This is a genomic window from Brevundimonas aurantiaca, assembly GCF_904830995.1.
Taxonomy (GTDB): Bacteria; Pseudomonadota; Alphaproteobacteria; order Caulobacterales; family Caulobacteraceae; genus Brevundimonas; species Brevundimonas aurantiaca.
Genome location: NZ_CAJGVD010000001.1, coordinates 1,754,377 through 1,766,387, shown reverse-complemented (window position 1 = coordinate 1,766,387; position 12,011 = coordinate 1,754,377). Strand labels below are relative to the sequence as shown.

The window sequence follows — 12,011 nt, the reverse complement described above, 5'->3', positions numbered from 1 at the left end:
CTCCTATGGGCGAGGCCCGCAGGGGCGGGCCCGCGCTTCGCTAAAGACTACTCGGCCGCAGCCAGTCGGACCAATTTTCCGTCGTTCTCGTCGGTGATCGCCCAGACGGCGCCGTCTGGGCCGATCGCCACGTCGCGCACACGCTCGCCCAGGTCGGTCAGCAGCCGCTCTTCCCCGACGACGCGATCATTTTCGATCACCAGCCGGGCGATATGCTTCTCCTTCAGCGCGGTGACCAGCAGATCGCCGTCCCAGGCCGGGAACATGGCGCCCTGGTAGAAGACCGCCCCACCCGGCGCGATGACCGGATCCCAATAATAGACGGGCTGTTCCGTGCCGGCCTTCTGGGTCGCGCCGCTGTTGATCGCGCCGCCCGCATATTCGACGCCGTAAGCCGCGTCGGGCCAGCCGTAGTTCAGGCCCGCCCTGTCCAGATTGACCTCGTCGCCGCCGCGCGTCCCGTGCTCGATGGTCCAGATCGCGCCCGTGCCGGGCTGGACGGCGATCCCCTGGACGTTGCGGTGGCCCAGGCTCCAGATCTCGGGCAGGGCGCCGGCGCGGCCGACGAAGGGATTGTCCTGGGGAACCGTGCCGTCGGCGTTGATGCGGATGGTCTTGCCCATGTGCGAGCCCAGATCCTGGGCCTGGGGCCGCATCGGCCGGTCGGAGCGTTCACCCAGGGTGATGAACAGCTTGCCGTCCGGCGCAAAGGCCAGGGACGAGCCGAAATGTTTGTCGCCGTCATAGGCGGGCAGGGCGCGGAAGACGACCTGGACATTGTCCACCCGCGCGCCGTCGTCGGACAGCCGCCCCCGTGCGACCGAGGTGGCGTTGCCGCCGTCCCGAGGCTCCGCATAGCTCCAGTAGATCAGACGGTCCTGGGCGAAGCCGGGGCTGACGACGACGTCCAGCAGGCCGCCCTGGCCGCGCGCATCGACGCGGGGCAGGCCCTGGACCGGTTCGCCGACTTGGCCCTGGGCCGTGATTATCCGCAGCCGGCCGGGCTTTTCCGTCACCAGCCAGCGCCCGTCGGGCATCAGGGCCAAGCCCCAGGGATGCGACAAGCCCGAGGCGACCACGCTGTGGCGCATCGCCTGTTCGGTCTTCACCCCCGGCGCCCGGGTCTGGCCGGGGAAGGCGGGCTGCTGGTCGGGATTGTTGGCGGGCCGGGTCTCCAGCGGGGCGCCCGACTGGCCGGATGCGGAGGCGGTCTCTCCGTTCGCGCCGCAGGCGGCGGCGAGGACGAGCAGGGCGGTCGAGGCGGCGAGGGCGATGGGGCGCATGGGCGGCTCCGGGCGGGTTGGGGGCGTCGGTAACGAAGAAACCCCAGCGTTATCTGTCCGCTCCTGCCCCGTCTTGCGCCCTATCGCCGCACGATCTGCATCGACACGACTTGAACCGCGCGCGCGACGGCGATATAGGCACGCCTCTTTCGCGCTGGCCCAGGCCTCGCGAAGGCCCGGATGCGGGATACGACTGGGTAGCTCAGATGGTTAGAGCGGTGGATTCATAACCCACAGGTCGGCGGTTCGATCCCGCCTCCAGTCACCACCTTCCCCTTGTTCTCCGACATCGACGGTTCGGCCACAGGCGCAACCGGTACGCCCCTGCGGCGTTCACCGGCGGACAACCTTGACCGGAGAATTCGCATGACCATCCGCAAGTCGATGCTGCTGACCGTCGCCGCCGCCTTCGCCCTCACCGCCGCCGCCTGCACCCAGGCGGAGCAGGAAAAGACCGAGGCCCATGCCGAGGCGGCCGCCGACAACACCGCCGAGGCGGCGTCCCAGGCCGGAGAAGTGATCGAATCCGGCGCCATGAAGGCGGCTCAAGCGGTCGAGAGCGGGGCCGGCAAGGTCGCCGACAAGCTGGAGGAAAACCAGGCCGAGGCCGCCGCCGAAGGTCGGCCGGGCGCCGTGGATCCGGCGACCGACCGGCGCGTGCCCGACGAAAACTGAGGCTCCGCCCCGATCAGGCGGCGGGCGCGCCTTCCGCCAGCAGGGCGTCGATCAGGGCGTGGGCCTCGGGACTGTTCCAGTCGGCCTCGCCCGCAAAGATCGCGCGGATGCGGCCTTCGCGATCCAGGAAGACGGTCTGGGGCATCTTGCCCTTGCCCGGAAACTCGAACGGCAGTTGGAAGCGGATGTCGCTGTACAGCGGCAGAGGCTCGTGCACGTCGATGAAGCTCCTGGCGTCGGCCAGGGCGTCGGCGGTGGCGTCGACATTGATCGGCAGGACGATCAGGTCCTCGTTGGTCTGATAGGACCGGGCCAGGGCCGCCAGGGTGGGCATTTCGGTGCGGCAGGGGGCGCACCACATGGCCCATAGATTGACGACCACCACCTTGCCCTTGAAGGCCGAGAACCGCACGGCCGTGCCGTTGCGGTCGCGGAACATATATTCGGGCGCAGGCTTCAGTTCGGACGGCGTCTGGAGCGCCGCCAGCGGTCCGACGGCGAACCGGGCCAGATCGCTTTTTGCGACGGGCGTCGTCTGGGGTTGCGCCTTCTGCCTATGATTGGCGTATAGCGACATCGCCAAGCCGCCGGCGCCGGCGAGCGTGCTGATCAGCACCAGAGCGCCGACGACCGCCCAGATCGCCTTTCTCGAGCCACTCATGACCGACGCCGCCTCCAATACCGCCCAAGTCGATGCTTCTAAGGCCCCGGCGAAGCCCGCAGGTCAAGACATGTGGGGCGGCCGCTTTTCGTCGCGGCCCGCCGAGATCATGCAGGCGATCAACGTCTCCATCGGGGTGGACCGGCGTCTGTGGCGTCAGGATCTGGCCGGATCGCGCGCCCATTGTCGGATGCTGGCCCAGCAGGGCGTGATCCAGACGGCGGACGCCGAGGCCATTCTGGGCGGGCTGGACGCCGTCGAGACCGAGATCCTGAACGGGACCTTCCCCTTCCGCGACCAGTATGAGGACATCCACATGAATGTGGAGGCCCGGCTGTCCGAGCTGATCGGCGAGCCGTCGGGCCGGCTGCACACCGCCCGCAGCCGCAACGACCAGGTGGCCCTGGACTTCCGCCTGTGGGTCCGCGACGCCTGCGACCGCTCGATCGCCCAGCTGAAGGCCTTGCAGGCCGCGCTTCTGGACCGGGCCGAACAGCATGCGGCCGACCTGATGCCCGGCTTCACCCATCTGCAGACCGCCCAGCCTGTGACCCTGGGCCATCATCTGATGGCCTATGTCGAAATGTTCGGCCGCGACGCGGGCCGGTTCGCCGACGCCCGGACGCGGATGAACGAAAGCCCCCTGGGCGCCGCGGCGCTCGCCGGTTCGCCCTTCCCGATCGACCGCCATATGACGGCGGCGGAACTGGGTTTCGACCGGCCGATGGCGAACTCGCTGGACGCCGTCTCGGACCGCGACTTCGCCCTGGAAAGCCTGGCCGCCGCCTCGATCACGGCGGGCCACCTGTCGCGCCTGGCGGAAGAGATCGTGGTCTGGATGACGCCGATGTTCGGCTTCGCCACCCTGCCCGACGACCTGACCACCGGTTCGTCGATCATGCCGCAGAAGCGCAATCCCGACGCCGCCGAACTGGTGCGCGCCAAGACCGGTCGGATCATGGGGTCGCTGGTCGCCCTGTCCACCGTAATGAAGGGCCTGCCGCTGGCCTATTCCAAGGACATGCAGGAGGACAAGCCGCCGGTGTTCGAGGCGTTCGACGCCCTGGACCTAGCCCTGGTCGCCATGACCGCCATGGTCTCGGCCTTGCGGCCCAATACCGAACGGATGGCGGCCGCAGCCGGCGCCGGCTTCTCGACCGCGACGGACCTGGCCGACTGGCTGGTGCGCGAACTGAACCTGCCCTTCCGCAAGGCGCACCACGTCACGGGCGCGGCGGTGAAACAGGCGGAAGCCCTGGGCGTGGACCTGTCGCAACTGCCGCTGGAAGAAATGCAGAAACTCGAGCCGGGGATCACGGAAGCGGTTTACAAGGTGCTGACCGCCGAGGCTTCGTGCCGGAGCCGTCAGAGCTATGGCGGCACCGCGCCGGAACAGGTCCGCGCGCGTATCGCCGACTGGAGAGCCCGCTTATGAAGAAGACCCTGATCCTCGCGGGCCTGCTCGCCCTGTCGGTCGCCGGCTGCGGTCGTATGGCCGATCTGGAATCGCCCAGGCGCGAGACCGAGCGAGCGCCCCGCAGCAGCCGCGCCCCCAGCCTGCCCGAGCCGGCGACCATCAACCGGCCGTCCAGCAGCGTGCCGATCGACGGCGGCCCCTCCAATCCCTTCGGCGCCAATCCCGCCGCCAACGACCCCCGCTAGGCCGCCTTGCACCATTTCGATCTCAAGAACGGCGCCTTGCACGCCGAGGGCGCGCCGCTGGAGCTGATCGCCGACGAGGTGGGCACGCCCGTCTATGTCTATTCGACCGCGACGCTGAAGCGGCACTATGGCCTGCTGCGCGCCGCCGCCGACGCGCACCGCGACGCCCTGGGCGAGGCCCTGATCGCCTTTGCGGTCAAGGCCAACTCCAACCTTTCGGTCCTGGCGACCCTGGCCCGGCTGGGTTCGGGGGCCGATACGGTTTCGGAAGGGGAGATCCGCCGGGCCTTGGCCGCCGGGGTGCCGGCCGACAAGATCATCTTCTCCGGCGTCGGCAAGACCGACATGGAGATCGCCTTCGCCATCAGCATCGGGGTGCGCCAGATCAATATCGAGTCCGGGGCCGAACTGGACCGGCTGATCGCCGTCGCCGCCCTGATGCAGGCCGCCCCGGCCGTCGCCGTGCGGGTCAATCCGAACGTCGGGGCCGGCGGCCACGCCAAGATCACGACGGGCGGCAAGGGCGACAAGTTCGGCGTTCCGGTCGAGGAGGCGATGGCGCTCTACGCCCGCGCCTCGGCCTCGCCCCACGCCACGCCCGTGGGCCTGGCCTGTCATATCGGCAGCCAGATCACCGACCTGGCGCCGCTGGAGGCGGCCTTCACGATCCTGGCCGACATGACCCGCGAGCTGAGACGCCAGGGCCACGCCGTGACCCGGCTCGACCTGGGCGGCGGCCTGGGCGTGCCCTACGCCGGGGGAACGGAACCGCCGTCGCCGGCCGACTATGTCGCCATGGCGGCCCGCGTCCTGGCGGGGCTGGAGGTCGAGGCGGCCTTCGAGCCGGGCCGTCTTCTGGCCGCCAACGCCGGGGTGCTGCTGAGCCAGGTGATCCAGGTGAATGAACGCTCGGACGGCCGCCGGTTCCTGGTGCTGGATGCGGCGATGAACGATCTGATGCGCCCGGCCCTCTATGACGCCTATCACGACATCCGCCCGGTCAATCCCCGGCCCGGCGCGGCCCGGCCCTATGATGTGGTCGGCCCCGTGTGCGAGACCGGCGACACCTTCGCCCGCGAGCGGCTCCTGCCGCCGCTGGAGCCCGAGGATCTGGTGGTCTTCACCGGCGCCGGCGCCTATGGGGCCGTCATGGCCAGCGAGTACAACAGCCGGCCCCTGGTCCCCGAGGTTCTGGTGGACGGCGAACAGTGGGCCGTGATTCGCCCCCGCCCCACCTATGAGGAGATGCTGGACCGCGAGCCTTTCGCCGACTGGCTGTAGGGGCGATTCGGGCTCGACTGTTATAAAGTAACAAGCTATAGGGCCGGTCATGTCCCCGCCGTCCGACCCGCCTGTCCTGCTGTCTCTCCTGGGGGGCGGCTTCGTCGCGGCCTTCCTGCATGCGGCCCTCCCGACCCACTGGCTGCCCTTCACCCTGGTGGGGCGGGCGCAGGGCTGGCGCGCGTCGCGGGTGCTGGCGGTGGTGGCCGTCGCCGGCCTGGCCCATATCGCCACCACCGCCCTGGTCGGCGGACTGATCGTGGCGGCGGGCCTGGCGCTGGAGCGCTGGGTGGAGGGTCTGCTGCCGCATCTGGCCGCCGTCCTGCTGTTCCTGTTCGGCGCCTTCTATCTGGCGCGGGCCACGCTGAAACGCCCGGCCGTGGCGGGCGGCCCCGCGTTGGAAATCGCCGCCCCCGCCGTATCGGACAAGGCGGCCTTCCTGGGTCTGGTGGCGATGATGGCCGTGTCCCCGGGCGAGGTCCTCTTGCCCATCTATCTGTCTTCGGCCTCGGAGGGGATGACGGCCCTGGCCCTGCTGACCCTGATCTTCGCCCTGGGCACCATCGCCGGCATGGCCGTCTTCACGGCCCTGGCCAGTGCGGGCGCCTCAATCCTGCGGCTGGAGCGATGGGCGCGCTATGAAGGCGCGGTGCTGGGCCTGGCCCTGATCGGCCTGGGGCTGCTGGTCGCGCTGCATCAGCATTGATGGGATATTACATGATAACATTCAAAGCGTTATCATGTAGCAGCTTCGCTGTTTGCGGAATTGGCGTATAGGCGAGAGCCATGACAGCCCAGCCCGGAAGTCCCTCCGCCCACCACGACCATGATCACGACCATAATCATGCGCACGACGGTCATCACCACGCGCACGGGGGGCGTCATCATCACCATCACGGCCATGGGCACGCCCATGGCCCTGTGGACACAGGAGACTGGCGCTACGCCGTCGGCCTGGCGGTCAATCTGGCCTTTGTGGTCTGCGAATTCGCGGCCGGGCTGATCGCGGATTCCACCGCTCTCCTGGCCGACGCCGGCCATAATCTGTCGGATGTCCTGGGCCTGGCCATGGCCGGCGGGGCGGCCTGGCTGGCGCGGCGCGGGGCGCACGGGGCGGCGGGCGGACGGAGCACCTACGGTTTCGGCAAGGCGACGGTCCTGGCGGCCCTGGCCAACGCCGTGCTGCTGATCTTCGCCTGCGGCGCCATCGCCTTCGAGGCCGTGCGGCGGTTTGCGGAACCGGCGCCGGTCGGCTCGGGCGTCATCATGGCGGTGGCCGCCGTCGGCTTCATCATCAATCTGGGCACGGCCCTGTTGTTCATGAAGTCCCAGCACGATCTGAACGCGCGCGGCGCCTATCTGCACATGATGGCCGACGCGGGAGTGTCCTTGGGCGTCGTCCTCGCGGGGGGTGTGATTCTGCTGACCGGCTGGTCCGTGGTCGATCCGATCGTCAGCCTGGTCATCGTCGCCGTCATCCTGTGGTCGACCTGGGGCCTGCTGAAGGACTCGGTCCATCTGGCGATGGACGGGGCGCCGGACGACGTCGACATGACGGCGCTGGAACAGGGACTGTGCGCCCTGCCGGGCGTGCGCGCGGTGCACGACCTGCACGTCTGGGCCCTGTCCACGACCGAGACCGCCCTGACGGCCCACCTGGTCCACGACCGGACGGACGGCGACATGCTTCTGCGAGAGGCCCAGGCGGTGGCGCGACGCCATGCGATCCGCCACACGACGCTCCAGCTGGAGAACGAACCCCTGCCGGACTGTCCGGGGTGTTGAGCCGCTGCGCTTAAGCCTGATCGAAGGTCAGCGGGGCGCCCCAGAAGCGGGCGATCAGGTCCGACTGAGGCCCGGCCTGGCCGGTGGTCAGGAAGTCGCGGCGGCCGCCGTCGCCCAGGGCGTATTCGGGATGGCGGGCGAAATAGCGGTCCAGGGCGTCGGCCACCGCCGTCGGCTGTTCGATCAGCGCCGTACCCGCCGGCAGGGCCTCAGCGAACAGTTCGGCGATAATCTCATAGTGGGTGCAGCCCAATATGGCCTTGTCCGGGTGGCGGCCGATGCGGCGGCGCAGGGCGTCGACATGATCCTTCACCACCACCGTCAGTTCTTCGACCGGGGCGCCCAGTTCGATCAGGCCGGCCAGGCCGGGGCAGGGTTCGCAGAAGACGGCGATGTCCTCGCGCCGTTTGTCGATCTCGATCTCGAACACGCGGCTGATGGCGGTGGCGGCGGTGCAGAAGACACCGGTGATGTCCACCGCCTGAATCTTTTCGCCCTCCTGGGGGCGTTCGGCCTCGAAACTCCAGGGCAGGCCCGTCGCAGCCTCGATGGTGGGCACGATGATGCCCAGCACGTTCACAGGTCGGCCCAGCCGTTCGCGCAGGCCGGGGATCCAGGTCTGTTGCAGGCGGCGCAGGGCGATGGCGCTGGCGGTGTTGCAGGCCAGGACCACGACCGAGGCGCCGGCCTCGAACAGCCGCTCGCACCCGGCCCTGGTCAGATCGACGATCTCCTCGCCGCCCCGCCCGCCGTAGGGGGCGTGGGCCTGGTCCGCCAGATAGACGAAGTCGCGCTGCGGGAACCGCCGCGTCAGTTCACGATGGACGGTCAGGCCGCCCACGCCGGAGTCGAAAACGCCAATAGCCATAGGCGCGCTTTAGAACAGTGCGACGACGTATCCAACCCGATCGGCGAGAAGATTGCGTCTCTGTCAGGTGACGCGCGATCCATGTGCGCCTAAGTGTACGGTCGAAATGGTTTTCCTACGGAGCATTCGATGCACAGACGCCAGCTTCTCATCGCGGGCGGCAGCCTGATGGCCCTTTCGGCCTGTGGAACGACGGGCGGCGCCGGCGGGGGCGGGGTCTCGCCGGTCTCGGTCGCGGAAGAGGCGCGCATCGCCCGCGCCGTCCTGCCGAGCGCGACGCCGAAGGCCGAACTGCTCCAGCCCTGGACCGGCCCCTATGACGGCGTGCCGCCGTTCGACAAGGTGACGCCGGCCAAGCTGCGCGAAGCCATGCTGGAGGGAATCGAGCTGCAGCGGGCCGACATCGCGGCCATTGCGAATAATCCCGAACCGCCCACCTTCGCCAACACCCTGGCGGCGATGGAGCTGGCCGGCGAGCCGCTGGACCGGGCGTCGAACATCTATGGCGTCATGACCTCCAACATCGGCGGCGAGGCCTATGACGCCGTCGACACCGAACTGTCGCCCATCCTGTCGGCCGCCTCGGACGAGATCACCTTCAACGAAAAACTGTTCCAGCGCATCAAGACCGTCGCCGACAACGCCGACGCCCTGGGTCTCAGCCCCCAGCAGAAGCGTCTGGCCGAACGTCGCCGCGACGCCTTCATCCGCTCCGGCGCCAATCTGGACGCGGCCGGCAAGGCCGAGCTGGGCCGGATCAACACCGCCCTCTCCAACGCCTTCACCCGTTTCGGCCAGAAGGTGGTGGCTGATGAGAACAGCTGGACCCTGATCCCCAACGAAGCCGGCGTCGCCGGCCTGCCCGCCTCGAACAAGGCCGCCGCCGCCTCGGCCGCGCGCAGCCGCAATCTGCAGGGCTGGGCCATTCTGAACACCCGTTCGGCCGTGGACCCCTTCCTGACCTTCGCCGACGACCGGGCCCTGCGCGAGCAGGTCTGGAAGAAGTTCGTCAACCGCGGCGACAACGGCGACGCCAACGACACCAACTCGACCATCGCCGAGATCGTGAAGCTGCGGGACCAGCGCGCCAAGCTGTTGGGCTATCGCAACCATGCGGAACTGCGGATGCAGGACACCATGGCCAAGACCCCAGCCAATGCGCAAAATCTGATGGACCGCGTCTGGGCCCCGGCCAAGGCCCGCGTCGCCGAAGAGGTCGCCGACATGAAGGCGATCGCCGGTTTCGACATCGAACCCTGGGACTATCTCTACTTCGCCGAGAAGGTGCGTAAGGCCAAGTACGACCTGGATCAGAACCAGCTGAAGCCCTATTTCGAGCTGAACGCGGTCCGTGCCGGCTCCTTCGCCATGGCCGAGCGTCTGTACGGCTTCAAATTCACCAAACTGCCCAAGGGCTCAGTTCCGACCTTCGAGCCGGACGTCGAGGTCTATGAGCTGCACGACAAGGCCACCGGCAAGCTGATCGGCCTGTATTACACTGACGACTACGCCCGTCCGGGCAAGCGTTCGGGCGCCTGGATGACCACCTATCGGTCCTTCTCGACCCTGGACGGATCCAAGGTGATCCTGGGCTCGAACAACAACAACTTCACCAAGCCCGAGCCGGGCGAGCCGGTGCTGATCTCGCTGGACGACGCCGAGACCCTGTTCCACGAGTTCGGCCACACCCTGCACTATTTCTCGTCGAACGTGACCTATCCGTCGTTCGGCAACACCCCGCGCGACTTCGTCGAATATCCGTCGCAGGTGCACGAGCACTGGGTGCTGAGCCGGCCGATCCTGGACGGCTATCTGAAACACTATCAGACGGGCGAAGCCATGCCCCAGGCCCTGGTCGACAAGATCCAGGCCTCGTCCACCTTCAACCAGGGCTATGCGACCGTCAGCTATCTGTCCTCGGCCATCGTCGACATGGACCTGCACACCCAAGCCGTGCCGCCGACCGACATCGACGCCTTCGAAAAGGCCAGCCTGACGCGGATCGGCATGCCCAAGGAGATCGTGATGCGGCACCGCCTGCCGCAGTTCAATCACCTGTTCACGTCCGACGCCTATTCGGCCGGCTACTACAGCTACCTGTGGTCCGAGACGATGGACGCCGACACCTGGGCCTATTTCGAGGAGTCGGGCGACGTCTTCAATCCGGACATCGCCGGCCGGTTCAAGTCGATCATGCTGGCGCCGGGCAACACCACCGACCGGGCCGAGGCCTACCGCGCCTTCCGCGGCCGCGACCCCGACGTGGCGGCTCTGCTGAAGGTCCGGGGCTTCCCGGTTTCCTGATCCGGGGGCCTGTTTGAGGCCCGAACGGGCTGAATGACGTTTGCGGCCGGCGGAGCGATCCGCCGGCCGTTTCGTTTGCGCGCGGTCTGGCCTAAGTCGGGAGGACTGCCGAAGAAAGAAGAAGCGCCCATGCCCGTCGTCGCCTCCTACGTCTATCGCGACGGTCAGAGGGAGCGCGCCGCGCCTCTGACCCGCGAAGGACTGACCCTGCAGCCCGGCGAGTTCGTCTGGATCGGCCTGCACGACCCGACCGACGCCGAGTTCGAGGTTCTGGTCCGGCGCTTCAACCTGCACCCCCTGGCGGTCGAGGACGCCCTGTCGGCCCATCAGATGCCCAAGGTCGAGGTCTATGGGCGCGAACTGTTCGTGGTCGCTCGGACGGCGGAAAAGATCGAGGACCATATCCAGTACGGCGAAACCCACGTCTTCGTGGGGGATGACCACGTCATCAGCATCCGTCACGGCTCGAACCGCGCCCACACGGCCCTGCGGACCCAGCTGGAGGCCTCGCCGGCCCAGCTGCGGGCCGGGCCGGACTTTGTGCTCCACGGCGTTCTCGACTTCATCGTCGACGCCTATGTGCCCATCGTCGATCATTCCGAGGACGCCGTGCTGGAGATCGAGCAGAGGGCGCTAGAGGCGTTTCTGTCGCGCAACGAAATCCGCCGCCTGTTCACCCTTCGCCGCGAACTGCTGAAGTTTCGCCGCATCCTGGGGCCGATGGAGGAGGTGGCGGGCAAGCTCCAGTCTCTGGACCTGCCCTGTATCGACCCCGACGTCCGACCCTATTTCCGCGACGTCGGCGACCATGTTCGACGGGTCAACAGCCGACTGAACGGCCTGACCGAAATCCTGTCGTCCGTCTTTGAAGTCGCCAATCTGCTGGAACAGCAGAGGCAGGGGGTCATCACCCGCAAGCTCGCCTCCTGGGCGGCGCTGCTGGCCGTGCCCACCGCCATAGCCGGCATCTATGGCATGAATTTCGAACACATGCCGGAACTGCACTGGCGCTACGGCTATCCGGCCGTCATGGCGGTGATCGCCGGGGTCTGCCTCGGCCTCTACGTCGCCTTCAAGCGGACCAGATGGCTGTGATGCAGAGCGCCGGCGAGGGACGCAGCGCCCCTCGCCGGTTCGCCGTTCAGCCTTCGTCGGACGCGGTCGCGGCGCGAACGACGGGACGGGCGTCCCGCGAGGCGCGGACATATTCGACGCGGCGGACGCGCGGCAGCCGGCTCAGAGCCTCCGCCCGCACAGCCGCGCGGCAGGAGCGGCGATTGGTGATCTGGCCTGCGGTGAAGCTGATGTCGCGGCACAGACGCTCGGCCGCCTGATGGACGCGGGCGTCGAAGGCGGCGGCGCCGGCCGTCGAGGCCAGGTCCAGATCGCCGAAGGGGAGCCGGACGTCCTGAGCCAGGGCGGAGGAGGCGGACAGGACGGCGACGGCGAAGAGAACGGGGGAAAGAACCTTCATCGTTTTAGCTCCTAGGGA

Annotated in this window: 12 protein-coding genes and 1 tRNA gene; 9 read left to right on the top strand and 4 right to left on the bottom strand. The window is 68.3% G+C overall.

What is annotated here, in order from left to right; genetic code table 11:
• Nucleotides 1-47 precede the first annotated feature (47 nt).
• On the bottom strand, nt 48-1,283 hold the full coding sequence (locus tag JMT67_RS08780) for a PQQ-dependent sugar dehydrogenase (protein ID WP_201463251.1): 1,236 nt from the start codon (nt 1,281-1,283) through the stop codon (nt 48-50).
• Nucleotides 1,284-1,474: 191 nt separating this feature from the next.
• On the opposite strand from JMT67_RS08780, the gene JMT67_RS08775 reads away from it, so the two are divergent.
• A tRNA-Met gene (locus tag JMT67_RS08775) sits at nt 1,475-1,551 on the top strand.
• Between the two features lie 98 nt (nt 1,552-1,649).
• Complete coding sequence (locus JMT67_RS08770) at nt 1,650-1,958, top strand: hypothetical protein (protein WP_201463250.1); 309 nt, start codon at nt 1,650-1,652, stop codon at nt 1,956-1,958.
• Between the two features lie 13 nt (nt 1,959-1,971).
• On the opposite strand, the gene JMT67_RS08765 is transcribed toward JMT67_RS08770, so the two are convergent.
• Nucleotides 1,972-2,619: a TlpA family protein disulfide reductase gene (locus tag JMT67_RS08765; protein WP_152949008.1), complete on the bottom strand. Its 648-nt coding sequence runs from the start codon at nt 2,617-2,619 to the stop codon at nt 1,972-1,974.
• On the opposite strand from JMT67_RS08765, the gene argH reads away from it, so the two are divergent.
• From argH to JMT67_RS08740, 5 genes are all read left to right on the top strand, one after another.
• Nucleotides 2,618-4,054: an argininosuccinate lyase gene (argH, locus tag JMT67_RS08760; RefSeq protein WP_201463249.1), complete on the top strand. Its 1,437-nt coding sequence runs from the start codon at nt 2,618-2,620 to the stop codon at nt 4,052-4,054. The genes JMT67_RS08765 and argH overlap by 2 nt on opposite strands.
• A complete protein-coding gene (locus JMT67_RS08755) occupies nt 4,051-4,281 on the top strand; it encodes a hypothetical protein (protein WP_201463248.1) in 231 nt (76 codons plus the stop codon). The genes argH and JMT67_RS08755 overlap by 4 nt, the downstream gene beginning before the upstream one ends.
• Nucleotides 4,282-4,287: 6 nt before the next feature.
• Entirely contained in the window at nt 4,288-5,562 is a 1,275-nt protein-coding gene (lysA, locus tag JMT67_RS08750) for a diaminopimelate decarboxylase (protein WP_201463247.1), read from the top strand.
• A 49-nt stretch (nt 5,563-5,611) separates the two neighbouring features.
• Nucleotides 5,612-6,268 (top strand): hypothetical protein, encoded by a 657-nt coding sequence (locus JMT67_RS08745; RefSeq protein WP_054764081.1) that lies wholly within the window; start codon nt 5,612-5,614, stop codon nt 6,266-6,268.
• Between the two features lie 80 nt (nt 6,269-6,348).
• Nucleotides 6,349-7,347 carry a cation diffusion facilitator family transporter gene (locus JMT67_RS08740; RefSeq protein ID WP_201463246.1) on the top strand — a complete coding sequence of 333 codons (999 nt, stop codon included), beginning with the start codon at nt 6,349-6,351 and terminating at the stop codon, nt 7,345-7,347.
• A 10-nt stretch (nt 7,348-7,357) separates the two neighbouring features.
• Here JMT67_RS08740 and JMT67_RS08735 read toward each other — a convergent pair whose 3' ends face one another.
• Nucleotides 7,358-8,215, bottom strand: coding sequence for a glutamate racemase (locus tag JMT67_RS08735; protein ID WP_201463245.1), 858 nt, complete (start codon nt 8,213-8,215; stop codon nt 7,358-7,360).
• A 129-nt stretch (nt 8,216-8,344) separates the two neighbouring features.
• Between JMT67_RS08735 and JMT67_RS08730 the strand changes: the two genes are divergently transcribed.
• Nucleotides 8,345-10,519, top strand: a complete 2,175-nt coding sequence (locus tag JMT67_RS08730) for a M3 family metallopeptidase (protein ID WP_201463244.1) — start codon at nt 8,345-8,347, stop codon at nt 10,517-10,519.
• A gap of 129 nt (nt 10,520-10,648) precedes the next feature.
• On the top strand, nt 10,649-11,614 hold the full coding sequence (locus JMT67_RS08725; protein ID WP_201463243.1) for a magnesium and cobalt transport protein CorA: 966 nt from the start codon (nt 10,649-10,651) through the stop codon (nt 11,612-11,614).
• A gap of 46 nt (nt 11,615-11,660) precedes the next feature.
• Here the strand turns inward: JMT67_RS08725 and JMT67_RS08720 are convergent, their stop codons facing one another.
• Nucleotides 11,661-11,993, bottom strand: coding sequence for a UrcA family protein (locus tag JMT67_RS08720; RefSeq protein ID WP_201463242.1), 333 nt, complete (start codon nt 11,991-11,993; stop codon nt 11,661-11,663).
• Nucleotides 11,994-12,011 lie beyond the last annotated feature (18 nt).

Excerpts from the sequence above, each read along its gene's own strand:
- JMT67_RS08780 (WP_201463251.1), bottom strand. The coding sequence starts at position 1,283 with ATGCGCCCCATCGCCCTCGCCGCCTCGACCGCCCTGCTCGTCCTCGCC.
- JMT67_RS08770 (WP_201463250.1), top strand. The coding sequence starts at position 1,650 with ATGACCATCCGCAAGTCGATGCTGCTGACCGTCGCCGCCGCCTTCGCC.
- argH (WP_201463249.1), top strand. The coding sequence starts at position 2,618 with ATGACCGACGCCGCCTCCAATACCGCCCAAGTCGATGCTTCTAAGGCC.
- JMT67_RS08765 (WP_152949008.1), bottom strand. The coding sequence starts at position 2,619 with ATGAGTGGCTCGAGAAAGGCGATCTGGGCGGTCGTCGGCGCTCTGGTG.
- JMT67_RS08755 (WP_201463248.1), top strand. The coding sequence starts at position 4,051 with ATGAAGAAGACCCTGATCCTCGCGGGCCTGCTCGCCCTGTCGGTCGCC.
- JMT67_RS08745 (WP_054764081.1), top strand. The coding sequence starts at position 5,612 with ATGTCCCCGCCGTCCGACCCGCCTGTCCTGCTGTCTCTCCTGGGGGGC.
- JMT67_RS08740 (WP_201463246.1), top strand. The coding sequence starts at position 6,349 with ATGACAGCCCAGCCCGGAAGTCCCTCCGCCCACCACGACCATGATCAC.
- JMT67_RS08735 (WP_201463245.1), bottom strand. The coding sequence starts at position 8,215 with ATGGCTATTGGCGTTTTCGACTCCGGCGTGGGCGGCCTGACCGTCCAT.
- JMT67_RS08730 (WP_201463244.1), top strand. The coding sequence starts at position 8,345 with ATGCACAGACGCCAGCTTCTCATCGCGGGCGGCAGCCTGATGGCCCTT.
- JMT67_RS08725 (WP_201463243.1), top strand. The coding sequence starts at position 10,649 with ATGCCCGTCGTCGCCTCCTACGTCTATCGCGACGGTCAGAGGGAGCGC.
- JMT67_RS08720 (WP_201463242.1), bottom strand. The coding sequence starts at position 11,993 with ATGAAGGTTCTTTCCCCCGTTCTCTTCGCCGTCGCCGTCCTGTCCGCC.